The following is a 23,355-nucleotide window of genomic DNA, read 5'->3' as shown; positions in this document are numbered from 1 at the left end:
GACGGCGAGGCGGCGCCGCGTCACCCGGGGGGAAGGGCATTCCAGCGTGACGTGCTCATCCCCGCACCCCTTTATCGAGATCGCGTGCGCGCATACCTGCATTTCATCCCCACACCACGCGGTCGAAGTCCGGATCGATCCCCGGTCGGATCGCGTCGGCCCAGGCGCGACGTTCGTCGAACTCGTACGCGAGAGACTCATCGACACAGGCCTCCTGGATCTCCTCCCATCGATAGCCCGGGCCCTCCGTCGTCCGCAGGACGTGGGTCTGCGTCCAGTGCGCGACCGCCGCGCGCGCCTCGTCCGATCCGATCCACGAGAGCGCGGCCCGCACGGAGGCCGATTCCTCGAACGTGGCTGCGTCGTCCAGCGCGAGCAGGAGCTCTCGAAGGCACCACGCCTGACCGAGCGCCGCGAGCGCCGCGGCGACGTCCGTCCGGACCGCGGGCGTGCTCGATCGCAGCCCCCGGCGGAGCGCGGCGAGCGCGTGCGGAGGCGCGTGCTCGAGGAGCAGCAGGGCAAGCTCGCCGAGGAACGGGTTGCCCAGGTAGCCCGCGACGACCTCGACGCCCGCGAACGCCAGCACCACCTCGACCGCGCGATCGCGCTCGATCCCGCGGCGCAGCAGGTACCGGGCCGCGGCGTGCACGGCGTAGGGATGATGCAGCGCCGGATCCGCGCGGGCGAGCAGCCTGGCTACCGCTGGGCAGACCGGGTAGTCCGGGTGTACGTCGAGCCGTTCGATCGCGTGCCCAGAGGTCGCGTTCACCGACGCGTCGATCAGCCCCGCGCACACATCGACGAACTCCGGCGGATCGAGCACTGTCTCGAGGGGCTCGATGAACGCGCTTGCCGTCGCCTCGCGCGCGATCCCCGCGCGCAAGTACCGCTTGTAGGCGTCGCGCTGCGCGGCGGCTCGCGCCTGGGTGGCCGCCGAGGGCCGCTCGACGGCGAGCAATTCGTGATCGCCGAGGTGCTCCGCCCAGCGAGCGCGGAGGGACGCGTCGGAGAAATCGATCGCGGCGAACGCCCCGGCGTTCTCCTCGATCTCAGGGACGACGCGGAAGACGTGCCGATGCTCGTTGCGGACGAGCAGTCCCTCCCGGGTGAGCTCGCCGATCGCGGCGGTCATGGCGTCAGCGGTCGGAAGGAATGCGAGCAGGCGCCGCTCGGGGAGCGCGGGGTAAGGGAGGCTCAGGATGCGCTGCGTGAAGAACCAAGGATCGATCGTGAGGCCGTCATCGCCGTGATCATCGACGTCGATCGTCTCGCCGTCGGGTGCCGTCAGGCAGAGGCCGATGCCGTGAAAGTAAAACTTCCAGCCCGGCATGCCCGGTACGTCGCCACGGCGGGAGGCATGAGAGAGGCGCTCACGCTGGACCCGTACCAGCCAGCGCTGCCGATCGACCTGCCGCGCGAGCGCCACGAGGAGCCATGCGTGCCACGGGTCAGGAGGCGGACCGGCGGCGACCGGGCCCGCGGCCAGGACGGCGCGAACTGCGACGAGGACGGGATGCACAGGCGTCGTCGTGACGCGGCTGGGCTTGCGCGGCAAGGCTCATCCAGCAGGCGACACATCACCTCCTTTCAACGCTCGCGCGCATCGCTCAGCCAAAGCATGTATCTCTTGAGCGGCTTGGCGCACCTCGCCACTGTCCAACCCCGGCTCGCGACGCACGCCGCCTGGCCGGAGGCGCCGCGGCGCCCTACCTTGACCCCCATGAAGAAGCTCCGTGTCGATGTCTGGTCCGACATCGCGTGCCCGTGGTGCTACGTCGGCAAGCGCCGGCTGGAGGCCGCGCTCGCCAGGTTCCCGCGCCGGGATGCCGTCGAGGTCGTCTGGCGCGCGTTCGAGCTCGACCCCTCGGCGAAGCGCGTGCAGGGCACCGAGGTCTCCTACGCCGGGCGCCTCGCGAAGAAGTACGGCGTGCCGGTCGCCAAGGCCGAGGCGATGATCCGGCAGATGACCGAGGTGGGCGCGGCGGACGGCCTCGATCTCCGCTTCGACAAGGTCCGGCCCGGCAACACCTTCGACGCGCACCGCGTGCTCCACCTCGCGGCCGAGCGCGGCATGCAGGACGCGGTGAAGGAGCGGCTGCTCCGCGGCTACATGACCGAGGGTGAGGCCATCGGCGAGCCGGAGGTGCTCGCGCGCCTCGCCGGCGAGGCGGGGCTCGACCCGGACGAGGTCCGCGCGGCGCTCGCGAGCGACGCCCACGCGCGCGAGGTGCGGGCCGACGAGGCCGAGGCGCGCGCGATCGGCATCACGGGCGTCCCCTTCTTCGCGTTCGGCGGGCGGTACGGCGTCTCCGGCGCGCAGCCGGCCGAGGCCCTGCTCGGCGTGCTCCAGAAGGCGTGGGACGAGGCGGCGGACGCGCCCGAGCAGGCGCTCGCCGAGGGGGCGGCCTGCGGACCGGACGGGTGCGCGTGACCCGCCGGGCGTGATAGAGCTCCGCGGCGGATGTCGATCCAATGGTATCCAGGCCACATGACCAAGGCTCGGCGCACGATCGCCGAGTCGATGCCGTCGCAGGACGTCGTCATCGAGGTGCTCGACGCCCGCATGCCGCTGGCCAGCGAGAACCCCGTCCTGGCCGAGCTGCGCGGCCAGAAGCCGTGCATCAAGGTCCTGAACAAGAGCGATCTGGCGGACCCGGCCGTCACCACGGCGTGGCTCCGCTACTTCGAGGCGGAGGGCGCCGCGCCGCCTGACGAGGCGGAGCGCGGCGCCTCGCCGGGGGGCCAGGTGCTCGCGATCGCGATCTCCGCGAGCCAGTCGTCCGAGGCGCGGCGCCGGATCCCGGAGCTCTGCAAGCGCCTCGCGCCCCCCAAGAACGGCCCCGGCAAGGTGGTGCGGGCCATGATCGTGGGGATCCCCAACGTCGGCAAATCGACGCTCATCAACGCGCTCATGGAGCGCAAGGTCGCCAAGGTCGGCGACGAGCCCGCGGTCACGAAGAGCCAGCAGCTCGTCACCTTGAAGACCGGCATGGCCATCTCCGACAACCCGGGGATCCTCTGGCCCAAGATCGACGATGAGGCGGCCTCGTTCCGCCTGGCCGTGGGCGGGGCGATCCCCGACACGGCCATCGATTACCAGAGCGTCGCCCTGTTCGCGGCGGGGTACTTCCTGCGGCGCTACCCCGAGCTCCTCGTCGCCCGCTACAAGCTGAAGGAGCTGCCGGAGACCGCCGCCGCGCTGATCGAGGAGATCGGCCGCCGCCGCGGCTGCCTGCGCAGCGGCGGGGCGGTCGACCTGCACAAGGCGTCGGACATCCTGGTCCACGACTTCCGCGCCGGCCGGCTCGGGCGCATCAGCCTGGAAGAGCCGCCGGGGCTGGAGTCGCCGTCGGGGATCGAAGAGAGCGCGTGAGCCGCGGCGCGGCGCCGACGGCCAGGCCGGCCGATCGACGTGGGCGCCCAGGATCTTCGACCCGAAGGCCGCCGACGCCCGCTACCATGCCCACCGCGACGGCTGCCGTGCGGCGCCGCCCGTGACGTTCGCCACGCTCCCTACGCTCCTACGCTCCTACGCTCCCTACCCCATTCACCCGACGAGGACCTCACTCCATGGCCGGAAGCAGCCTGCTCGCCCTGATCGACGACATCGCCACCGTGCTGGACGACGTTGCCGTGCTGACGAAGGTGGCCGCCAAGAAGACCGCCGGCGTGCTGGGCGACGATCTGGCGCTGAACGCGCAGCAGGTGACGGGCGTCAACGCCGAGCGCGAGCTGCCGGTCGTGCTGGCCGTGGCGAAGGGCTCGATGCTCAACAAGGCCATCCTGGTGCCGGCGGCGCTGGCGATCAGCGCCTTCGCGCCCTGGGCCGTCACGCCCCTGCTGATGGTCGGCGGCGCCTTCCTCTGTTACGAGGGCTTCGAGAAGGTCGCCCACAAGGTGCTGCACAGCAAGCACGAGGACGAGGCGCACCACGCCGAGCTCGTGCAGGCGCTCTCCGATCCGAAGATCGACCTCGTCGAGTTCGAGAGGGACAAGATCAAGGGCGCGGTGCGCACCGACTTCATCCTGTCGGCCGAGATCATCGCGATCACGCTGGGCACCGTGGCGGCGTCGCCGTTCGGCACGCAGGTCGCCGTGCTGACCGGCATCGCCCTGCTCATGACCGTGGGCGTCTACGGCCTGGTCGCCGGCATCGTGAAGCTCGACGACGCCGGCCTCTACCTGAGCCGCCAGAGCGGCGGTCTCCAGCAGTCGCTCGGCAGCGGCATCCTGAAGGCGGCGCCGTGGCTGATGAAGGGCCTGTCGGTCGCCGGCACGGCGGCGATGTTCCTGGTCGGCGGCGGCATCCTGACGCACGGCGTGCCGTGGCTGCACCACCACATCGAGGACATGACCCAGGGCGCCGGCGCCGTGCTCGGCGCGGTGGTGCCGTCGCTCGCCAACATGATCGTCGGCGTCGCGGCCGGCGCGGTCGTGCTGGGCGTCGTGACCGCGGTGAAGCAGGCGATGAACCGCGAAAAGGACGGCCACTGACCCTGGAGCGCGGGCTCGCGCCGCGCCGATCAGCCCTGTCCGGACCGCCCTGGCCGCACCAGCGTCGCGACCAGCCGATCGAGCGCCGCGGCCGGGTCGGCGCCGAGGCCCGCGTGGACACGCGAGGGCTGGACGACGGTGCTCGCCGGGGACACCACCCAGCCGAAGCGCTCGGCCTGGGGGAGCTCGGCGACGTACCCGCACGCCCGATCGCCGGCGCAGACGCGGCGGATGAAGTCGAGGTGGCCGCGGACCGCCTCCAGGTCGAGGTCGGGCCAGAGGGCGAGCAGGCGCCGCTCGTCGGGCTCGAAGCGCGCGTCGAGGAACCCCCGGGCGCGGCAGAAGAGGACCACCCCGACGTTGACGCGCTCGCCGCGCTCCACGCGCGGGACCACGCGCAGCACGGCGTAATCGAACGGGTCGGCGGCGGGCGCGCCCGGAGGGCTACCGCCGGGCACGGGCTGCATCGAGCGCCTCCTCGACGAAGCCCCGCGGCGACGCGAGGCGGCGGGTCAGGTAGGCGGCGTACGCCGCGCGCCGCGCCGCGACCGGCGCCGCGTCGGGCTGCGGCGCCTCGGCCGCGTCGGGCGAGAACGCGGACCGCCGCTCGCCCGAGGGCCGGGCGCGGGGGTCCTGGTCGGCCAGCCACGCGTCCGGGATCGCGGCGACGATCCCCGCGATGCGCTCGGGCGTGAGCCGGGCGCTCAGCGCGGCGTCGGCCGCGGCGAGATCGCCCGCGAACGGGAGCAGGACATGGCTCTTGACGAGCGGGAAGCGGTCGTCCGCGTCGGCGCGCGGGTCGGTCGCGTCGGTCCAGGCGTGGTGGACATAGAGCGCCGCGCCGTGGTCGATCAGCCAGAGGCGGCGGTGCCACAGGAGCAGGTTGGGGTTCTTGGGCGTCCGGTCCACGTTGCTCATGAAGGCGTCGAACCAGACGACGGCGGCCGCAAGCCCCGGGTCGATCGCCGGGCCGGCGAGCGGCTGGAAGGCGAGCGATCCGGGCAGGTAGTCGAGGGCGAGGTTCAAGCCGGCGCTCGCCGAGAGCAGGTCGGACAGCTCCGGATCCGGCTCGGCCCGCCCGAAGGCGGGGTCGAGCTCCATGAAGACGATCTCCGGCACCGGGAGCCCGAGCGCGCGCCCGATCTCCCCGGCGACGAGCTCCGCGATGAGCGCCTTCGGCCCCTGGCCGGCGCCGCGGAGCTTCAGGACATAGAGCCCGTCGTCATCGGCCTCGACGAGGGCCGGCAGCGACCCGCCCTCTCGGAGCGGGGTGACGTAGCGGGTCGTGTGGACGGTTCGGATCATGCCGCGTCAGCGTAGCGGGTGGTGAGGGGATCCCGCGCCCCGCCGGAAGGATGGGGCCGCCAATACGCCATGAGACGCCAAGATTCTTGTGTTTTCTTGGCGTCTTTGGCGGGCTTGGCGGTTCAAAAGAGCCCGCCTTGGGACAGAGCCCTCACCCCCAGCTATGTGAGACGGGGAAGCTGGGTCGGGCTGGGGCGCACCGGGGAGCGCGCCCTCGATGATCGAGGAGGCGGCCCGGGCGCTCGCTCCGCGCAGCAGCGCGAGAGCGAGCGCCGCAGGCCCGTGGATCACTCGCCGAGGGGATCCAGCCGATCCAGCCTCGAGCCTGGCACGGTCTGGTAATCGCCGAGCAGGAAGCCCTGCAGCCCGTCCGTGAACTCGAACGGACCGATCACATGAACCACCTCGCCGCTCGCGCCGCCGGCGCCGCCCTCGCCGCTCGTACCGCCAGCGCCGCCCTCACCGGTGGCGCCCGCCGAGCCGCCTTCGCCGCTCGTGCCGCCAGCGCCACCCTCACCGGTGGCGCCCGCCGAGCCGCCCTCGCCGGTGGCGCCCGCCGAGCCGCCCTCGCCGCCTGCGCCGCCGGCACCACCCGCGCCGCCGGCACCACCCGCGCCGCCGGCACCACCCGCGCCGCCCGAACCGCTCGTGCTAGCCGACCTCGTGACGGTGATGGAGTCGATATAGACGACGGTCGGGTTGGCCCAGGGCCCCTCGGCACCTGCGTCGACCTTGACGCCGATGCGCTTCACCGCGGTGCTCTCGAATTTCCCGCCGGCAGCGGCATCGGCCGCATCAGCGGCATCGACGTCGATGGTGAGGTCGGTCCACTCTTTCAGGTCGCCGAAGCTCGTCCACGCCCAGGGGACGCCCGCCCAGCTCTGTTCATTTTCGTTCCGTGCATTGCCGTTCTGCACGAAGACCTGCAGACCACCGCCGGTGGCGGCCTGAGCCTTCACACGGAACGTGACGGTGGCGCCGGTCAAGTCGACCAGCTGAGCGAAGTCGAACTGGAACAGCGTCCCCGTGGAAGCCGTGGTGAGCGGCACAGCCAGCCGGGCGCAACCCGAGCAGCTCTCCTCCGGACCGGGACCGATGTCGGGGGCGCTGCCGCCCGCGCCGCCTTCGCCGCCCGCGCCACCGTCGCTGCCGCCCGCGCCGCCTTCGCCGCCTTCGCCGCCTTCGCCGCCCGCGCCACCGTCGCTGCCACCCGCGCCGCCTTCGCCGCCTTCGCCGCCGCCCGAGCTGGTCGAGCTGCTGCGGGAGGAGCTCGACGTCGTGCTGGAGCTGGTCCCACCGCCCGCACCGCCGCTGCCGGTGGTGTCGTCATCACCGCAACCCGTCATGGCGAATGCGCCGACCAGCATCCCGCACATTGCCAAAGAAAGAACTGATCTCATCCTGACCCTCTCCTGATGTGCACCACGAGGCCACGCAGCCCGGGCCGCCGTTCACCATGGCGGTTGCCACCGCCCGCTAGCTCCTCCGAGCCAGCCGCGTGGCGCAAACTACCCTGGGCAGAAATTTTTCTCAACAGCCCGAACGTGTGAGCTCGGTAACCAGATCAGCTCCGTCGAGGCGCGGCGCTCAGCGCCCGCCCGACAAAAGCGCCGCGGCGGACCCGACGACGGCGTCGCGACGGAATCGTGCGACACGCCCTCGCCCGGGCGGCCCCTCAGGCCGCGCTCCCGCGCTTCACGTCGTACCGGAGGAGCGAGACGCCGTTCGTGTACGACGTCGCGCCGAGGAGCGCCAGCTCGACCTTCCTGGAGCTGCCGCCGAAGAGCCGGACCCCGTGCCCGAAGACGATGGGATTCACCTTGAGGACGAGCTGATCGACGAGGTCGTGATCGAGGAGGAAGCCGGCGAAGGCGCCGCCCCCGCAGAGCATAGATGCCTGAGAAAAATTTGTGGGTGAGCCATTCGGGCGCCGGCAGGTTCCCGAGCGCGTAGTAGAGGGCGATCTCCGCGTGGTCGAGTCATCGTCGAATCATTGTCGAGTGCAAGGCGGCGGCCGCCCACAACCTGCGCGGCGCCTCGCGGGCGGAAGCGCCGCACGGCGGCGTTGTTCAGCTGCCGCACGCGGGATCTTGGCTGGTTTGCGGAAGCGGACGGCAGGCGGCGCGGCCGGCGCGCGCTGCTAGCGCCTGCGCCGCGCCGGCAGCGTCGTCGGCGGACGGGCTGGCCCGTGGACGGGGCGCCCCAACGACGTCAGGGGGTGTAGATCTCGGCGGTCGGCAGGGCGGAGCCGTCACTGCCGCCTACGACCAGCACCTTTCCGTTCCCGAGCCGGACCGCTGCATGAGCGTACCGCTCATCGTTCATCTGCCCGGTCAGGTCCATGTCACCGGTCGCGGGATCGTAGATGTAGACGTTCCGGGTCACGTTCCCTGTGTTGTCGATGCCCCCGGCGAGCAGCACCTTGCCGTTGTTGAGCAGCGTCGCGGTATGCGAGCGATAGGAGAACTGCTCAGTACCGGAGGACCAGAGATCGGACGTCGGGTTATAGACCTCGACGGTCGGGGTCACGTTCGTGGCGCATCCTCCCACCGCCAGCACCTCGCCGGTGTTCAGCAACGTCAACGTATGATAGGCGCGGCTCTTCACCATGTGATCTACGGCCGTCCATAGATCGGTCTCGTAGAGCGCGGCAACGGCGTGCTGCGCTGCGTACTCGCTCCTACCTCCCGAGAAGAGCACCTTGCCGTTCGGGAGCAGCGTCGCGGCATGATAGGCATGGGCAATCGGCATGTCGTCGGCGGGCGACCAGGCGTTGTTCGCCGGATTGAACAGCGCCGAGGAGTACATGTAGTCGTCGGGGGCGGCGGAGGGATTGACCCCTCCGTATACCAACACCTTGCCGTTCGGGAGCAGCGTCGCGGTGTGCCCCATGCGGTTGAGGTCTGGGCTTGTCGACGAGCCTACGGACGACCATGTGTCGGTCGCGGGATCGAACAGCTGGGCGTTCGCGGGGGACGCGACGCTCCGAATGCCCACGACCAGCACCTTGCCGTTGCCGAGCAGCGTCGCCGTATGATACTGGCGTCCCGTTGCCATCAACGGCCCCGCCGCCCAGGTGTCCGTCGCCGGATTGTACAGCTCGGTCCTCGTTCCCAACGAGTCACCGCCCGTCACGAGCACCCTGCCATCGTTGAGCAGCGTCGCGGTCGGCGCAATGCGGGCGTGAGACATCGACGTGACCGCCCCCCACGTCGTGGCCGCCGGGTCGTACAGTTCGGCGCTCGAGTAGTACGTGCTGGATGGAATGCCAAAGTTGAGCCCACCCGCGAGTAGCACCTTGCCGTTGCCCAGCAGCGTCGCAGTATGACTGGTGCGGACGGTGCTCATCGACCCGGCCGCTGCCCAGAAGTTGGTTCCCGGATCGTAGACCTCGGCGCTTGCACTGACGACCATGGGGGCGCTCCACCCGCCCGTCAGGAGCACCTTGCCGTTCGGGAGCAGCGTCGCGGTATGGTCGCCGCGCTTGCTGCTCATCGGCGTCGCCGTCGTCCAGGCGGGTGGCGACGAGGACGGGTCGTAGATCTCGACGCTCTGCAGGTAGTCGGCAGAAATGTCGTAACCGCCCGCGACGAGCACCTTGCCGCTCACGAGCCGCGTCGCGGTGGCGTTATGGCGGGGCCCGGTCATCGAGGCCGTCGGCGACCATGCGCCGGTCGACGGATCGTACAGCTCGGCGGTCGCCAACGCCGCACCGGAGCCGTTTTGCCCCCCGGCGACCAGCACCTTGCCGTTCCCGAGCAGCGTCGCGGTGTGCCCGGAGCGGCTCGCCCCCATCGTTGAAGCGGGCGACCAGACGCCCGTCGACGGATCGTACAGCTCGGCGGTCGCCAACTCCACACCGGAGCCGTTATCCCCCCCGGCGACCAGCACCTTGCCGTTGCCGAGCAGCGTCGCGGTGTGGCCGCCACGGCCCGCGGCCAGCGCGCCGGTCGCCGTCCAGGTATTGGATGCCGGATTGTACAGCTCGGCGCTCGTATGGACCACCGAGCCGCTGCCTTTCCCGCCCACGACCAGCACCTTGCCGTTGCCGAGCAGCGTCGCCGTATGACCGTAGCGGGCCGTGGCCAACGTTCCGGCCGACCACCAGGTATTGGATGCCGTATCGTACAGCTCGGCGCTCCCCAGCACAGACGGACTGCGCCCGCCCACGACGAGCACCTGGCCATTCCCGAGCGGCGTCGCCGTGTAGCTGGAGCGCGCTGCGCTCATGGCTCCTGTCGGCGCCCACACCGGGTCGACCAGCACCTCCTCGCCGCCCGCGTCGACCCACAGCGCGATCGTCGCCCCGCGCATCTCGAGCCGCGCCTCAACCGGCCGACCGCCGCTCGCATACGCCGCCGGCGCCGTCACCCGCAGTTGCGTCGCGCCCGCGTCGTCGACGACCTCGACCGCGTCGCCCTGCTGTCGCAGCGTCGCGCCGTCGACCTCCCACGCCGCCACCGGTGCGCCGCCGTGCGCCACGCCGGCATCGAGGAGCAGCCACTCCTCGTAACCAGCGTCGACCGCAGACCAGAACGACGTCCCGCCCTGGCGCCGATACGCCACGGCGCGCTCGACGACAGCGCCCTCGCCCTCGGCGCCGATCTCGCGCACGCCGATCTCGAAGCCGCCGGGCAGATGGAAGCGGACCTTCCCTTCTCCGCTCGCAGGCAGCGCGGCCTGCAGCCCGCCGCGGCGCTCGAACAGAGCCTCGATCTCGCGGGTCGAGCCGCCTGTCGAGGCGAGCGCGAAGCCTTCGTCGACCGCGACGAACCCCTCGTCGCTCTCGAGCACCTGTGCCGCCTGGCCAGGGAAGCGGAAACGCAGCTCGTCGCCCCCCGGCGGCCCGGCGTCAAGCGCGCATCCGAGGCCGCTCAGGAAGATCGCTCCGACGAGGAGCGCGGTGAGCCATATGGATGATGCGAAAGGTAAACCCCGAAGCACGAAACGGACACGCGTCATGGATACTCCCTTGGCAGGAAGAAAAGCCCATCAGGCCCCCATGGTATGGAGCTCGATGAGACTTGCGATCGAGAGCGGTCGGGGATCGCACGCCGCACACGGCGACGCAGAGCTCGGCTTCCGGCCAAATGCGCCATCGCGGCTCGCGTCCCAGGCGCGGATGAACCCCGCTTCTCGATCAAAAAAAATCAGAAGTTGATGCAAATTTGAAAGACAGCGCACACCATCTGGTCGATTCGCTTCTCGCGGTCAAGTTCAAATTTCCGCCACGTTGAGCGACGCTCCGCGCGCTTCGGTGCGAACAGGCGCAACGGTCGCCTCTCCAGAGGCTCGCGACCCCATGCACGTCGCCACGCGCACCGCATCCAGACGCGTCCTTCACGCGCTCGACACGCGAGAGCGGCGCGAAGGCTAAGCGTGCATGTACACGAGCGTCCCGCCCTTGTCGTTGAACGCGGCGTGCGGCCTGTCTCAAACCTGTTGGTATTGTCCGCCCCGGCAACAGGCTCAGCCCCGTCGAGTTGCGGCGCTCAGCGCCCGCCCGACAAAAGCGCCGCGACGGAATCGTGCGACACGCCCTCGCCCGGGCGGCCGCTCAGGCCGCGCCCCCGCGCTTCACGTCGTACCGGAGGAGCGAGACGCCGTTCGTGTACGACGTCGCGCCGAGGAGCGCCAGCTCGACCTTTCTGGTGCTGCCGCCGAAGAGCCGGACCCCGTGCCCGAAGACGATGGGATTCACCTTGAGGACGAGCTGATCGATGAGGTCGTGATCGAGGAGGAAGCCGGCGAAGGCGCCGCCCCCGCAGAGATAGATATCGGCCCCGTCGCCCTCCTTCAGCCGCTTCAGGACCGCAATCTCGTCACGGTCCACGACCTCCACCTCGGCGCCCTCGCCGAAGCGGAGGGTCTTCGAGAAGATGTAATGTGCCATGTGCGGGTAGGCTCGCTTCCCCGGGACAAGCCCGAACGGATAGCCCCACTCGTACGTCCTTCGCCCCATCACGACGGTGTCGTAGCCCTTCAGGCGCTCGACGTAATCGGCGGCGTGCTCTCCTTGCATCGCGAAGCCGTCCACCGAGCCGTCCTCGTGCGAGATGAAGTTGTCGACCGTCACCGCGACGTCATAGACGATCTTTCTCATTCGAATCCTCCTTGAAACGCTGTCCTGAGCTCGCCGTGGGTCGATCCATCGAGCGCGCCGGGTCTCGGCGCGTCGAAGCCATTCTCATCGCGCAGCTCGCGCCGGCGCAACCAGAGAAAGCTCGCCGGGGGGCTGTCGAGCCCCTCCGGCTGGCGTTGTCACGAGTTCAGGCTGTTGGATGCTCTGGCGCGCCGTGCGTGCTTCGCTGCGTCCGGTGCAGCGTGCTCTCCGGCTGGCCCGGGATCACTCGGCGATGTGGGTCAGCAACGAGCCGGCCACCGGCATGTAGTTGCCGACCACCATCGGCTCCGCGCCGGCCGTGAACTCGAACGGACCCACCACGTGGATCACCTCTCCACTGGAGCCGCCGCCTTCGCCGCCCGCGCCGCCGACACCGGACGAGCCGCCTTCGCCGCCCGCGCCGCCGACACCGGCCGTGCCGCCTTCGCCGCCGACACCGGCCGTGCCGCCTTCGCCGCCCGCGCCGCCGACACCGGCCGTGCCGCCTTCGCCGCCGACACCGGCCGTGCCGCCTTCGCCACTGGCGCCGCCCACGCCGCTCTCGCCGCCGGCGCCGCCCACGCCGCTCTCGCCGCCGGCGCCGACATCACCGCTCGTTCCACCGGCGCCGCCCACGCCGCTCTCGCCGCCGGCGCCACCTTCGCCGCTCCACCCGCCGGCGCCGCCCTCACCGCCGGCGCCGCCCTCGCCGCGCTCGCCGCTCGGTGCGGCGCCTCGCGCGGCGCTCGGAGTGCCGGGCTTCGTGACGGTGATGGAGTCGACGTAGATGACGGTCGGGTTGGTCCAAGGCCCGGTGCCGCCCGCCGTGAGCTGGAGTCCAATCAACTTCACCCGGGCGCGGTTGAAGTTGGGACGCGATGGGGCCAAGGCGTCGACATCGATCGTGATCTCTTTCCAGTCTGCCAGCCCGGCGATCGGATTCCACGAATAGCCGATGTTCGCATAGAACAGGTCCGCCCCGTTTTGCACGAACGGTTGCACGCCGCCGCTCGTACCGGCGTGGGTCTTCACACGGAACGTGACCGTGCTCCCCGTCAGATCGACCGGCGAGGCAAACTCGATGAAGAACTGCGTCGCGGTATTCGCGGTCGTGAACGGCACGGACAGCCGCGCGCAGCCGGAGCAACGCTCCTCCGGGACCGAGCCGCCGCCGCCTTCACCCGAGCTGCCGCCGCCTTCACCCGAGCTGCCGCCGCCGCCGACACCCGGGCTGCTGCCGCCGTCGCCCGAACCACCGCCGCCGTCGCTCGAACCGCCGCCGCCGTCGCTCGAACCGCCGCCGCCGTCGCTCGAACCGCCGCCGCCGTCGCTCGCACCCCCGCCGCCATCCGCGTTTGAACCGCCATCGCCCGCCCCGCCGCCGCCGTCAGAGCCCGAGCTGGTCGAGCTCGACGACGAGCTGGAGGTGGACGAGCTCCCGCCGCCCGTCCCGCCCGCACCGCCGCTGCCGGTCGACTCGTCGTCACCGCAACCCGTCATGGCGAACGCGCCGACCAGCACCCCGTACGACGCCAAAGAAAGAACTGATCTCATCGTGACCCCTCCTGGATAGGCCCCCGCGAGGCTGCGCGGCCGAAGCCGCCGTTCGCCGGAGCGGCTCTCACCGCAGTCGATCTCTGCCGAGCCAGCCCCGCAAGCAGCGACATTATCCTGGACAGACAACTTTCTCAACAGCCCGGACGTGCGAATCCGTCACCAAAACCCAACGCGCTTGGCATCGCTCGGCGCTGGCGCCGCTGCGAGCGCGGCAGCCACATGAGACCACCTGCGGAGTCGAGCCCGAGCGCGGCGCAGCGGCCACATGCGACCACCTACGGAGTCGAGCAAAGCGAGGCGCGGCAGCCACATGAGACCACCTGCGGAGTCGAGCCCGAGCACAGCGCGGCATCCCGAGAGCGCAGATCAGCCCGCTCTCATGCCAATCGCTGCCTCAGCGACCGTCGTCGCCGCGACGACGCCACCGACAGCGCACCTCGTTCATTCAAGGCACCTCCGGACGCGGCAGCGCGCTCGGCTCGCCGAGCGTGCCGAGCCCTCGCCGTCGCGTCCGGAATCGTCGTCAGATCGGTGCAGATGGATGCTTCAACACGTGTCTCGTGGACCTCCCTGACGGGGTACAGGGGGCGCCACGGGATAGCCAGGGGTCACGGGGCGACGTGGGTCACCGTCGAGCCTTCCACGGGCTGGTAGTCGTTGACCACCATCGGCTCCTCGCTCGTCGTGAACTCGTACGGACCCCTCACATGAATCACATCGACGCTGGAGCCGCCGCCTTCGCCGCCTTCGCCGCCTTCGCCGCCGCCGCCGCCTTCACCGCCGCCGCCGCCGCCTCCGCCGCTCGCGCTGCTGCTGCTCGCGCTGCTGCTGCTGCTCGCGCTGCTGCTGCTTGCGCTGCTGCTGCTGCTCGCGCTGCTGCTGCTGCTCGCGCTGCCGCCGCCTTCGCCGCCCGCGCCTCCGGCCCCGGCCACCCCACCCGCGCCTCCGGCGCCGCTCATACCCCCCGCGCCTCCTGCGCCGCTCATACCCCCCGCGCCGCCATCGCCGCTGGTGCCGCCCGCGCCTCCTGCGCCGCTCATCCCCCCGGCGCCGCCTTCGCCCCCGGCGCCGCCTTCGCCCCCGGCGCCGCCTTCGCCGCGCTCCCCGCTGGGGCCAAAGGAGAAGCGCTGGCTGCTCGGAGCCCCTTCGCCTGTGCCGGGTCTCGTGACCGTGACGTAGTCGACATCAACAACGGTCGGATTGGCCCAGGGCCCCGTGTTGCCCGCCGTGACCTGAACCCCGATCATCTCCACCACGGTGCGGTTGAAGAATGTATTTGTCGGAGCCAGCGCATCGACATCGATCTTGATCTCCGTCCACTGTCCCAGGTCGGCAAGCGCATTCCACGAGTAGCCGATGTTCGCATAGCCGAGATCGCCCCCGTTCTGCACGAACGGCTGCAGACCGCCGCTCGTGCCGGCACGGGTCCTCACGCGGAACGTGACGGTCGCGCCGGTCAGGTCGACCTTCTCGTGGAAGAAGATCATGAACTGCGTGGCCTGCATCGCCCTCGTGAGCGGCACGGAGAGCCGCGCGCAGCCAGGGCAGCCATCGCCCGGATCAACGACGCCTCCACCCACACCGCCGCCGGCACCACCACCTGCGCCGCCATCACCGGTGGTTGCTGCGCCGCTCGAGCTGCTGGTCGCGCCCGTCAAGCCCGACGATGTGCTCGGGGGGAAGGGGAAGCCCCCGCCCGTACCGTCCTGGTTCGCGGGGTTGTCCGTGCAACCCATGACGGCGAACGCGAAAACCAACAACCCACACCCCGCCGTGGAACGAACTGTTCTCATCCTAGCCCCTCCTAGATCCATCCCGCGAGGCCCCGCGGCCAATGCCGCCGTTCGCCTTCAGCGGCTCCGACCGCGCCCGAGCTCCTCCGAGCCAAACAGCACGGGACGAGACTATCCTGGACAGAGCAACTTCTCAACAACACGGACGTGTGGATCCGTCGTTACAGTTCAGCGCATTTCACGATCAGCGACGCCGGCGCCAATGCGCGTGAAGAGGCCACATCATGCCACCTGCGAAGTCGCGTCCGGAGCGCGGGCGCCCGCCGGCGCCAGCGGCTGAGCGTCCCTGGCTGCTCGGCCGTGGTGTGATGTCGAGGCGACGGCGGCGCGCGGTGCCCGTGGCGAGGCCCCATCGGTCATCGGGGCGCAGGGCTCAGCGCCCACCCGACGACGGGGCCGCGGTGGGGTGGAGTAGCATCATGGCAATGGCGATCACATAAAACGAGAGGCCGACCAGCAGGAACGCGATGGCGACACGGTAGATCGTTGTCTTGCGATCGCGGTAGGCGAGCGAGGCGAAGAGCCAGCCGCGCAGGTCGTCGCCCGGTTGCTCGGTGAGCCAGCGGATGTGCTGCACACCCCAGACGATCAGGGTCGCGGAGAGCAGGACGATCGCCACGCCGGCGATGATCAGCCCCTGCGCGTGGGGGCTGGTGCCGGCGATGAGGCGGCCGGAGAAGCCGGTCGTGGTGATGACGATGCCGCACAGACCGATGAGCACCTGAGCGCGGTTGTGGAGCACGGAGAACTGCCGCTCCAGGATCCCGTGGATGACGTCCCAGGACCCGGCGCCCACGAGCTTGATGAGCCGGTCCACCTCGTCCTCTCTCTCGATCTTCTTCATGACAGGCGCCCTAGCACCGCGGCGCCGGCGCCTCATCACGCCGCGCCGCGCGCGCGACGAAGAGGCCGAACGCCGCGCTCGTCAGCGCGACGAGGAGCGCGCCCGAGGCCCACAGCACGGGGCGGTGCCCGTAGCGATCGACGCCCATCCCCACGACGGGCCCGAGCAGCACGAAGGCGAGGCGGAAGAGGAAGCTGCGGAGCGAGACGCAGCTCGCGCGATCGCCGTCGGGCGCGAGGCGCTGCTCCTCGTGGTGGAGCAGCGGCATGTGCAGCCCGCGCACGAGGGTGAGCAGGAAATAGAACGCGACCCCGAGCACGTGGCGCGAGAGCGCGAGGCCGAGGTACCCGGCCGCCACCAGGACGACGCACGCGAGCAGCGTCCCCGTCATGCCGAGGCGGCGGCCGGCGCGCTCGCTCAGCATCGAGCCGAGCGCGGTGGTGAAGCTCGCGAGGGCCCACATGGGGCCTATCCACGCGACCGGGGCGCCGGCCTCGGTCGCGTACAGCGCCATGAGCCACGTCGGCAGGTACGACGCGAGCGCGAGCGCGACGCCGAGCAGCAGGACCGCGCGGAAGTCGGCGCGCTCGAACAGCGCGTCGCGCACGATCGCGCGCATGCGGCCCAGGTGGTCCTCGACCTTCGGCTCGGCGCGCCGCGTCTCGCCGAACCGGAGGGCGATCCCCGCCGCGAGCGCCCAGGCCGCGGCCTCCATCGCGAACGGCAGGCGGGACCAGCGCGCATAGAGGAAGCCCGCGGCGAGCGCGGCGCTCCCCGAGGCGATCTGCGCGATCGAGCGCATGCGGCCGTACCAGCGGGCGAACTCGTGCTCTTTGCCCTGCTCTCGCAGCGAGTCGAAGAGGAGCGCGGAGTCCGCCCCCGAGACAAGGGAGAACCCGACTCCGAGCACCAGCTCGGCGAGCAGCACCGACCAGAGCCCGCGCGAGAGCGCGTAGAGGACCCAGCCGGCCAGGATGCAAAAGGAGGCGATCACGAGCGCGCGGCGGTGGCCCAGGCGATCGGCGATGTAGCCCGACGGGAACTCGAAGAGCGCGATGCTCAGGCTGAACGCGCCCTGCACGGTCATCATGGTGGCCACGCTCATGCCGATGTCCTGCGTCCAGAACAGCGGGAAGATGGCCGCCGGGAACATCAGCGATTGAACGCCGTGGTAGACGCAGATGCGCCAGGGGTTCTGCTGGACGGACGACATGGCGGGGAGCCCTGGAGCCCGCGCTGCCGCGGGCGCGCCGGAAGCCTAGAACTCGGTCCCGATCATGTACCTGAGTTGCCCCGTCTTCAGCGAGAACACGTAAAGCGCCGTCCAGCTGGCGAAGAAGACGTCGTTCGCCGAGATCGAGATCCCGGACGAGACCTGCGACTTCTTGTGGACCTGGACGTCCCACAGCCGCTTGCCGGTGCCGGCCTCGAAGCAGGCGAGGCGCGTGCCGTCCTTGTGATCCTTCATGTCATAAGGGACGACCAGGAACCCGCCTTCATAGGCCCCCGCGTCCACCCCCGTGGGCCTCGTGGTCAGCGGGTCGACGCCGGGCACCACCATCTTCCAGAGGACCTTCTTCTTGTCCACCGCGGCCACCATGCCGACCTGGCTGCCCTTGCTCCGGCCGCCGAGCAGGAACCGCGGCCCGGGCCCGCTCGGGATGATCGCGCCGCTCACCGACATGCCCTCGACCTCATGCGACCCGGGCAGCCCGAGCTCGTCGAACTCGTGCCAGCGGGCGAACCGATATCCGGGCGCCTCTTCCTGGATCGAGCTCGGAACCGTCTTGCAGGCCGCGCCCTTCGCGAGCTCGCGCCGGGTCCCGGTCGCCGGATCGAGCCCGTGCTTCACGTCGTCGACCGTCTCGACGACGATGACGCCGTCGCCCTGGCACAGCCGCCTCGCCTTCTCGCCGAGCAACGCCGACCACGACGGCGTCCCGGTGCGCAGATCATAGGCCTGCACCTTGCCGAGCGCGTCGATCGAGATCAGACGGCCGGAGGCGATCGCGCGCCGCGCCTCGTGGTTGGCCGCGTCCTTGGTGAGCGCCGCCGTCTTCCAGATCGGCTTGCCGTCGCGCCCGTCGTAGGCCGCGATCCACTCCTCGCCGGCGGGGACGTTGCTCTTGCCGATCACGTCCGGCGCGCCGTCGCCGTTCACGTCGGCGAGCATCGGCCGATCGCTGAAGTACGTGTTCGGTCCCAGGCCGAGGAGCGGCGCCGACCGGCCCTTGGACGGCCCCGACGCGCTGAACACGAAGGCGCCGGCGGCCGCGCCGGCCACGACCATGGCCATGACGACCGACATCACGATGACCCCCGCCGCGTTGCTGGACGGCGGGGCGACCCGGACGACGTGCATGCCCTGCGGGATCGGCGCGGTGGTCGGCTTCCTGCCGCGATCGATGAGCGACCGCGCACCGCAGTACTGGCAGGTGACTGCATCCATCGCCGGCTGAATCGGCAGCGGGGCGCCGCAGCGCGGACACCTGGAATCGACGATACGAGCCATCGTCCCACTCTACACGAGCTCGAGACCGTCTATTTCTTCTTCTCGCGCTCGCCCGGGGCCGCGCGCGACGTCGCGCGGCCCGAGGGCGGGGGTCCCAGCAGCGCCGCGCGGGTGAGCCCCATCCCACCGAAGCGCTCGGCCACCTCCGCCACGACGCCCTCGAGGCGGCGGCGGCGCTCGGAGGCGACCGGGAACAGGCTCAGCGTCGGGCCGCCGGTCTCGCTCGTCAGGTCGCTCGCGGCGACGCCGACGAGCCGCACGGGCCGCGAGAGATCGAAGCGCGACAGCAGCCCCTTCGCGCAGGTGTAGATCGAGTCCGTGTCGCTGACCGGCTCGGACAGCGTCGTCTGGCGCGTCCGCAGCGTGAAGTCCGAGTACTTGAGCTTCACCACCACCGCGCGGCAGGACAGGCCCGCCTTGAGCAGGCGCCGCGCCACGCGGCCCGACAGATCGAGCAGCCAGTGCTCGATCGGCTCCCTGCCCCGGAGGTCCTCCTCCACGGTCTCCTCCGCGCCGATCGACTCCGCCGCGCGGCCCGGGACGACCGCGCGCTCGTCGACGCCCGCGGCGAGCAGCCGCACGTGCTCGCCCCACGCGGGGCCGAGCAGCTCGTGGAGGCGCGGCGCGGGGCAGCGCGCGAGATCGCCGATGGTCGCGAGCCCCGCCGCGCGCAGCCGCTCGGCCGCGCGCGGGCCCACGCCCCACATGCGCTCGAGCGGCAGCGGCGCGAGGAAGGCGGCGACGTCGCCGGGGACCACGACGAGGCCGTCGGGCTTTCGCAGATCGCTCGCGATCTTCGCGGCGAACTTGCAGGGCGCGACGCCCGCGGAGGCCGTGAGCCCGGTCTCGTCGCGGATCGCGCGCTTGATCTGCGCCGCGATCGCCTCGCCGTCGCCGAAGAGCGCGCGGCTCGCGGTCACGTCGAGGAACGCCTCGTCGAGCGATAGCCCCTCCACGAGCGGCGTGAAGCGGCGGAAGATCGCGAAGACCTGCGCGCTCACCTCGGCGTAGCGGGCGTGCCGCACCGGCACCACGATCGCCTGCGGGCAGCGGCGGAGCGCCTCGACCATCGGCATCGCCGAGCGGGCGCCCGAGACGCGCGCCTCGTACGACGCGGCCGCGACGACGCCCCGCCGGGAGGCGCCGCCCACCAGGACGGGGCGGCCTCGCAGCGACGGGTCGTCGAGCTGCTCGACCGACGCGAAGAACGCGTCCATGTCGATGTGGAGGATCTGTCGCATCGGTGCTGCTCTTCTGTACCGCCTCGCCGCCCGCGCGCCGCGGTGAAGCGCCGAAGCGCTGAGCTGAAGGCCGAACGCCCGCGGCGGCGCCGTGCTGCGCGGTGGCGTCGTCGCTCGTTTGCTGCTACGGGTCGACTCTACTTCTTCCTTCGTCAGCCGGACACGTTGGACCGCGTCGCGGATCGTGAGTCATGACGTCGAGCGCCGCACGACCGAACTACCCCCGCTGCGCCGCGCGCCGGCGCAAGGCGCCCGCGCTGCTCGCGGCGGGGTGGCTCGCGCTGGCGCCGGGCGCGGCCGCGGCGGACGAGCCGCGCGCCCCGGAGCGCGCCGGCGCGGGTGATGCGCCCGCGGCGCAGCGCGCGCTCGTGCTGATCGTCGCCGGGCGCCCGGGCTCGCCGCTCGAGGCGCACGCCGCGGCGCTCGTCGCGGCGCACGTCCGGCCCTCGGGCGTCGGGCTCCACGTGGTCCGGCGCGCGCCGGCGCCCGCGCTCGATCTGCACGAGCGCGTCGCGGCGGCGCGCTCGCTCGTGGAGCAATGGTCCGCGCACGGCGCGCTGTGGATCGAGGCGGGTCCGGGCAACGAGCTCGCCCTGTATCTCTTCCCTCGCGGCGGAGAGCGCGTGTACTCGCGGCGGTTCCCTGCGCCTCCCGGGCGGACGTCCGCGGCAGTCGAGGCGCTCGCGAACGTCGCGGGCTCGGCGGCGGCGGAGGCGCTGGAGGGGCCCATCACCGGGGCCGGGATGGCGAGCGTCGACGTCGGCGGCGCCGAGCAGGCCACGCCCGCCGCGCTGGCGCCCTCGCCGGCGCAGGCCGCGCCGCCGCCGGACGCGCCCGCGCCCCCCGCGGCCCCTCCTGCCCGGCCACCATCGCGGCCCGCACCAGCGCCGGACGAGCGCCCCGCGCCGCCGCCCTCGACGCTCGAGCACGCCGACGCCGCGTGGTGGCGGCGGTGGTTCCTCTCGGCCGGTTATGCGGGCGGCACGTTCGGAGAGCACGTCCCCTGGCAAAGCGCCGTCTCGCTCTCGCTGTCGTGGGCGCCCACGCCCGATTCGTACGTCGGCGCCGGCTACGACTGGATGGACACACAGCACCTCCAGGTGGAGCGCGCGGGCCTCGATCTGGATCTCGATCGGACACCGCTCTTCGCGAGCGGGGGCCACCGGTTCGACATCGGGAGCGGGCGCTGGGCCTTCCATCTCGGCGGCCGGGCCACCTTCGACGTCGTCTCGCGGAGCGGCGCGTGGCGAGCGCCGCACGCGCCCTGGAGATCGCCGGGTCCGCCGGAAGCGTCCTCGCCGGAAGGACCGCATCTTTCGTCCGACAAGCGCGTGACCGACCTGCTGATCAGCGTCGCGCCCACGACGGGGCTGAGCCTCCGGATCTCCGATGAGCTCCGCATCGCCCTCTGGACCAGCCTCGACGTGCCGCTGAACCGGCTCTCGACCCCCGCGCCGCGGGTCGCCGATCTCCAGCCGGATCCCCTGCGCTTCCTCGGTGGGATCGGCCTCGAGCTCGGGCCGGCCGCGCGGAGCGCCCCGCCTCGTACGGTCGCGGGGCGGTGACGACGGGGGCGCGGCGGGCTCTCGCCGCGCCGGGCCACCGTCGCGCCGGGCCACCCTCATAAAAATGACCCGATCGTGCCCGCGGGAGGCACAGGGTCACCGTGATCGTGGATGGACAGGCTCTCCTCATGGGTGTGCGCGTCACGGAGGGGACGCGCGCTCACCAGGCCGAAGGTCCCCTCGTCTCTTCCATCGATCTCGAGCGGACCCGCCGCGCCGGGGCGGGTGATCCCGCGGCCCAGGCGTGGCTCGTGGCCAGGCTCCTCCCGGGCGTCCGGCAGGTCGCGCAGGCGTTCCTGCGGCGCTCGGCCGACGCGGACGACGCGGCGCAGCTGGCGATGCTCGCCATCCTGAGGGCCGTGCCCGCGTACCGGGGCGAGGCCGTCATCGAGGGCTGGGCGCGGCGCATCGCCGTGCGGACCGTGCTGCGGTACCTCCGCGCCCTGCGGCGGCGCGACGCCCCCATCGCAGGCGACCTGTCGGACGCCGAGGAGGTCCCGGCGTCGTCGCGCGGGAGCGCCCAGGAGGCGCTCCCGCGCCACGTGCGCGATTACCTGGGGGAGCTGCCCGAAGCCCAGCGCGAGGCGCTGATCCTGCACCACGCGCTCGAACACACCGTCGATGAGATCGCTGAGATGACCGACGTCAGCCCGGACACCGTGCGCAGCCGCCTGCGCCTCGGGATCGCCGCCCTGCGAAAGCGGGTCCGGCAGGACATCGCCGTCGGCCGGAGAAGATCGCCGTGAAGACCATGATGGCCCATGCCTCGGACGAGGAGCGCTGGATCGCGATCGTCGCGGCCGAAGGTCGCGGGACGCCGATCGGGCCCGAGGACGCCGCGTTCCGCCGCCGCTACGAGGAGGCTCACCCGGAGCTCGCCGGCGAAGCCGCGCTCTGGGCCGACCTCGGCCGGCTCGGCGCGCGGCGCGGCGGGGCTCTCGGCCCCGTGGACGACGACGCCCTGGCCGCGCGGATCCTCGCGCAGGCCGCCGGCGAGGCGGGGGCGCAGCGCGTCCCTGCGGCAGAGGAGCGCCCCAGGCGGCGCGCGATCGTGCGGCGCGGGGTCGCGGGCACCTTCGCCGGCGTCGCGCTCGCGGCGACGTTCCTGGCCGCGCTCGCGGCCGAGCTGATGAACGACCGCGACGTGGCGCCCCCGCCCCCGCGCGCGCCAGACGCGGCGCCCGCGCAGGCCAGCGCCTGGCTCGAGCCGCCGCCGCGCTCCCTCGACGTCCAGCCCGCCGCCACGGCGCCCGCGCCGCAGGCGCCGCCCGACGCGGGCGTGGTGGAGGCCGCCGGCGCGGCGGTCGCTCCGAGGGCAGCGCGCGAGGGCCACCGCGGCGAGGCGCACGCCGGTCCGAGCGCCGACGAGCTGCTGCGCGACGCCCAGCTGGCGCTCGCCGCGGGCCGCGACGCCGATGCGTCGGCCGCGTACCTCGCGCTGCTCGCGCGCCATCCGGGCAGCCCCGAGGCGCGCGTCGCGCTCGTATCGCTCGGCCGGCTCTCGCTCTCCGGCGGAGATCCCGCCACGGCCCTCGGCTATTTCGAGCGGTACCTCGCGGCCGGGCGCGGCGGGCTCGGCGCCGAGGCGCGCTATGGCCGCATCGAGGCCCTGCGCCAGCTCGGGCGCGGAAGCGACGAGCGGGCCGCGATCGACGACTTCCTCTCACGCCACGGCGACAGCGTCTACGCGGCCCGGCTGCGCGCCCGCGCCGAGGGCGCGACCGAGCATTGATGGAGCGTTGATCCTCCTCGCGACACACCGTCAAATTCATTGACCCGCTCTCGCCCCCGGCGGGCACAAGGAGGGCAGGCAGCCGCGCCTGAAGCGCCCCGCTCTACTACTCCAGCCGCACCTGGTGAGGCGCGGCTGGAGGCCTGAGGAATACCCTCATTTCGTGGCCCTTTTCAGCGAATTAAACAGGGAGGCTGGGAGACAGGGAG

The 23,355-nt window shown here is 71.9% G+C and carries 20 protein-coding genes; 7 read left to right on the top strand and 13 right to left on the bottom strand.

Features of this window, described 5'->3' with window-relative positions; genetic code table 11:
- Positions 1 to 103: 103 nt before the first annotated feature.
- Positions 104 to 1,426 (bottom strand): DUF6896 domain-containing protein, encoded by a 1,323-nt coding sequence (locus tag WME82_RS07710; RefSeq protein ID WP_438044868.1) that lies wholly within the window; start codon positions 1,424 to 1,426, stop codon positions 104 to 106.
- A gap of 294 nt (positions 1,427 to 1,720) precedes the next feature.
- On the opposite strand from WME82_RS07710, the gene WME82_RS07705 reads away from it, so the two are divergent.
- The 3 genes from WME82_RS07705 (at position 1,721) to WME82_RS07695 (ending at position 4,494) form a co-directional block, all read left to right on the top strand.
- Positions 1,721 to 2,431, top strand: coding sequence for a DsbA family oxidoreductase (locus tag WME82_RS07705; RefSeq protein WP_438042295.1), 711 nt, complete (start codon positions 1,721 to 1,723; stop codon positions 2,429 to 2,431).
- Positions 2,432 to 2,461: 30 nt separating this feature from the next.
- Positions 2,462 to 3,373: a ribosome biogenesis GTPase YlqF gene (ylqF, locus tag WME82_RS07700; protein WP_438042294.1), complete on the top strand. Its 912-nt coding sequence runs from the start codon at positions 2,462 to 2,464 to the stop codon at positions 3,371 to 3,373.
- A 197-nt stretch (positions 3,374 to 3,570) separates the two neighbouring features.
- A complete protein-coding gene (locus WME82_RS07695) occupies positions 3,571 to 4,494 on the top strand; it encodes a DUF808 domain-containing protein (RefSeq protein ID WP_438042293.1) in 924 nt (307 codons plus the stop codon).
- 29 nt (positions 4,495 to 4,523) lie between these two features.
- Here the strand turns inward: WME82_RS07695 and WME82_RS07690 are convergent, their stop codons facing one another.
- The 5 genes from WME82_RS07690 to WME82_RS07670 form a co-directional block, all read right to left on the bottom strand.
- Positions 4,524 to 4,961, bottom strand: a complete 438-nt coding sequence (locus tag WME82_RS07690; protein WP_438042292.1) for a DUF3037 domain-containing protein — start codon at positions 4,959 to 4,961, stop codon at positions 4,524 to 4,526.
- Positions 4,939 to 5,799: a HipA family kinase gene (locus WME82_RS07685; protein ID WP_438042291.1), complete on the bottom strand. Its 861-nt coding sequence runs from the start codon at positions 5,797 to 5,799 to the stop codon at positions 4,939 to 4,941. Before WME82_RS07685 ends, WME82_RS07690 begins: the two co-directional genes overlap by 23 nt.
- Before the next feature lie 287 nt (positions 5,800 to 6,086).
- Positions 6,087 to 7,166, bottom strand: coding sequence for a hypothetical protein (locus tag WME82_RS07680; protein WP_438042290.1), 1,080 nt, complete (start codon positions 7,164 to 7,166; stop codon positions 6,087 to 6,089).
- Between the two features lie 308 nt (positions 7,167 to 7,474).
- The gene (locus tag WME82_RS07675; RefSeq protein ID WP_438042289.1) at positions 7,475 to 7,690 is read right to left on the bottom strand and encodes a dihydrofolate reductase family protein; all 216 of its coding nucleotides are present in this window, start codon (positions 7,688 to 7,690) and stop codon (positions 7,475 to 7,477) included.
- Positions 7,691 to 8,010: 320 nt separating this feature from the next.
- The gene (locus WME82_RS07670) at positions 8,011 to 10,413 is read right to left on the bottom strand and encodes a Kelch repeat-containing protein (RefSeq protein WP_438042288.1); all 2,403 of its coding nucleotides are present in this window, start codon (positions 10,411 to 10,413) and stop codon (positions 8,011 to 8,013) included.
- Positions 10,414 to 10,437: 24 nt separating this feature from the next.
- On the opposite strand from WME82_RS07670, the gene WME82_RS07665 reads away from it, so the two are divergent.
- Positions 10,438 to 10,719 (top strand): hypothetical protein, encoded by a 282-nt coding sequence (locus WME82_RS07665; RefSeq protein WP_438042287.1) that lies wholly within the window; start codon positions 10,438 to 10,440, stop codon positions 10,717 to 10,719.
- Positions 10,720 to 11,356: 637 nt separating this feature from the next.
- On the opposite strand, the gene WME82_RS07660 is transcribed toward WME82_RS07665, so the two are convergent.
- The 7 genes from WME82_RS07660 to WME82_RS07630 all read right to left on the bottom strand — a co-directional run bounded on the left by WME82_RS07660 (position 11,357) and on the right by WME82_RS07630 (position 19,849).
- Entirely contained in the window at positions 11,357 to 11,902 is a 546-nt protein-coding gene (locus WME82_RS07660) for a dihydrofolate reductase family protein (protein WP_438042286.1), read from the bottom strand.
- A 243-nt stretch (positions 11,903 to 12,145) separates the two neighbouring features.
- On the bottom strand, positions 12,146 to 13,585 hold the full coding sequence (locus WME82_RS07655) for a hypothetical protein (protein WP_438042285.1): 1,440 nt from the start codon (positions 13,583 to 13,585) through the stop codon (positions 12,146 to 12,148).
- 482 nt (positions 13,586 to 14,067) lie between these two features.
- Positions 14,068 to 15,252 (bottom strand): hypothetical protein, encoded by a 1,185-nt coding sequence (locus tag WME82_RS07650; protein ID WP_438042284.1) that lies wholly within the window; start codon positions 15,250 to 15,252, stop codon positions 14,068 to 14,070.
- Between the two features lie 373 nt (positions 15,253 to 15,625).
- On the bottom strand, positions 15,626 to 16,096 hold the full coding sequence (locus tag WME82_RS07645) for a hypothetical protein (RefSeq protein WP_438042283.1): 471 nt from the start codon (positions 16,094 to 16,096) through the stop codon (positions 15,626 to 15,628).
- Positions 16,097 to 16,106: 10 nt separating this feature from the next.
- Positions 16,107 to 17,309: an MFS transporter gene (locus WME82_RS07640; protein ID WP_437744833.1), complete on the bottom strand. Its 1,203-nt coding sequence runs from the start codon at positions 17,307 to 17,309 to the stop codon at positions 16,107 to 16,109.
- Between the two features lie 45 nt (positions 17,310 to 17,354).
- On the bottom strand, positions 17,355 to 18,545 hold the full coding sequence (locus tag WME82_RS07635; protein ID WP_438042282.1) for an outer membrane protein assembly factor BamB family protein: 1,191 nt from the start codon (positions 18,543 to 18,545) through the stop codon (positions 17,355 to 17,357).
- 92 nt (positions 18,546 to 18,637) lie between these two features.
- Complete coding sequence (locus WME82_RS07630; protein WP_438042281.1) at positions 18,638 to 19,849, bottom strand: DNA polymerase IV; 1,212 nt, start codon at positions 19,847 to 19,849, stop codon at positions 18,638 to 18,640.
- Between the two features lie 191 nt (positions 19,850 to 20,040).
- Between WME82_RS07630 and WME82_RS07625 the strand changes: the two genes are divergently transcribed.
- The 3 genes from WME82_RS07625 to WME82_RS07615 all read left to right on the top strand — a co-directional run bounded on the left by WME82_RS07625 (position 20,041) and on the right by WME82_RS07615 (position 23,146).
- Entirely contained in the window at positions 20,041 to 21,414 is a 1,374-nt protein-coding gene (locus tag WME82_RS07625; protein WP_438042280.1) for a hypothetical protein, read from the top strand.
- Positions 21,415 to 21,542: 128 nt separating this feature from the next.
- Complete coding sequence (locus tag WME82_RS07620; protein ID WP_437744829.1) at positions 21,543 to 22,160, top strand: RNA polymerase sigma factor; 618 nt, start codon at positions 21,543 to 21,545, stop codon at positions 22,158 to 22,160.
- Positions 22,161 to 22,165: 5 nt separating this feature from the next.
- Entirely contained in the window at positions 22,166 to 23,146 is a 981-nt protein-coding gene (locus WME82_RS07615) for a tetratricopeptide repeat protein (protein WP_438044867.1), read from the top strand.
- The last annotated feature ends 209 nt before the right edge of the window (positions 23,147 to 23,355 follow it).

Source organism: Sorangium sp. So ce128 (genome assembly GCF_051525245.1).
GTDB lineage: Bacteria > Myxococcota_A > Polyangia > Polyangiales > Polyangiaceae > Sorangium > Sorangium cellulosum_B.
Note: the sequence above shows the minus strand (reverse complement) of the source record. Positions and strands in the feature narration are given on the sequence as shown.

What these genes read in the sequence shown, in the direction of transcription:
- WME82_RS07705 (WP_438042295.1), top strand. Translation starts at nt 1,721, where the DNA reads ATGAAGAAGCTCCGTGTCGATGTCTGGTCCGACATCGCGTGCCCGTGG.
- ylqF (WP_438042294.1), top strand. Translation starts at nt 2,462, where the DNA reads ATGTCGATCCAATGGTATCCAGGCCACATGACCAAGGCTCGGCGCACG.
- WME82_RS07695 (WP_438042293.1), top strand. Translation starts at nt 3,571, where the DNA reads ATGGCCGGAAGCAGCCTGCTCGCCCTGATCGACGACATCGCCACCGTG.
- WME82_RS07690 (WP_438042292.1), bottom strand. Translation starts at nt 4,961, where the DNA reads ATGCAGCCCGTGCCCGGCGGTAGCCCTCCGGGCGCGCCCGCCGCCGAC.
- WME82_RS07685 (WP_438042291.1), bottom strand. Translation starts at nt 5,799, where the DNA reads ATGATCCGAACCGTCCACACGACCCGCTACGTCACCCCGCTCCGAGAG.
- WME82_RS07680 (WP_438042290.1), bottom strand. Translation starts at nt 7,166, where the DNA reads ATGCTGGTCGGCGCATTCGCCATGACGGGTTGCGGTGATGACGACACC.
- WME82_RS07675 (WP_438042289.1), bottom strand. Translation starts at nt 7,690, where the DNA reads ATGCTCTGCGGGGGCGGCGCCTTCGCCGGCTTCCTCCTCGATCACGAC.
- WME82_RS07665 (WP_438042287.1), top strand. Translation starts at nt 10,438, where the DNA reads ATGGAAGCGGACCTTCCCTTCTCCGCTCGCAGGCAGCGCGGCCTGCAG.
- WME82_RS07660 (WP_438042286.1), bottom strand. Translation starts at nt 11,902, where the DNA reads ATGAGAAAGATCGTCTATGACGTCGCGGTGACGGTCGACAACTTCATC.
- WME82_RS07650 (WP_438042284.1), bottom strand. Translation starts at nt 15,252, where the DNA reads ATGAGAACAGTTCGTTCCACGGCGGGGTGTGGGTTGTTGGTTTTCGCG.
- WME82_RS07645 (WP_438042283.1), bottom strand. Translation starts at nt 16,096, where the DNA reads ATGAAGAAGATCGAGAGAGAGGACGAGGTGGACCGGCTCATCAAGCTC.
- WME82_RS07640 (WP_437744833.1), bottom strand. Translation starts at nt 17,309, where the DNA reads ATGTCGTCCGTCCAGCAGAACCCCTGGCGCATCTGCGTCTACCACGGC.
- WME82_RS07635 (WP_438042282.1), bottom strand. Translation starts at nt 18,545, where the DNA reads ATGGATGCAGTCACCTGCCAGTACTGCGGTGCGCGGTCGCTCATCGAT.
- WME82_RS07630 (WP_438042281.1), bottom strand. Translation starts at nt 19,849, where the DNA reads ATGCGACAGATCCTCCACATCGACATGGACGCGTTCTTCGCGTCGGTC.
- WME82_RS07625 (WP_438042280.1), top strand. Translation starts at nt 20,041, where the DNA reads ATGACGTCGAGCGCCGCACGACCGAACTACCCCCGCTGCGCCGCGCGC.
- WME82_RS07620 (WP_437744829.1), top strand. Translation starts at nt 21,543, where the DNA reads ATGGGTGTGCGCGTCACGGAGGGGACGCGCGCTCACCAGGCCGAAGGT.
- WME82_RS07615 (WP_438044867.1), top strand. Translation starts at nt 22,166, where the DNA reads ATGATGGCCCATGCCTCGGACGAGGAGCGCTGGATCGCGATCGTCGCG.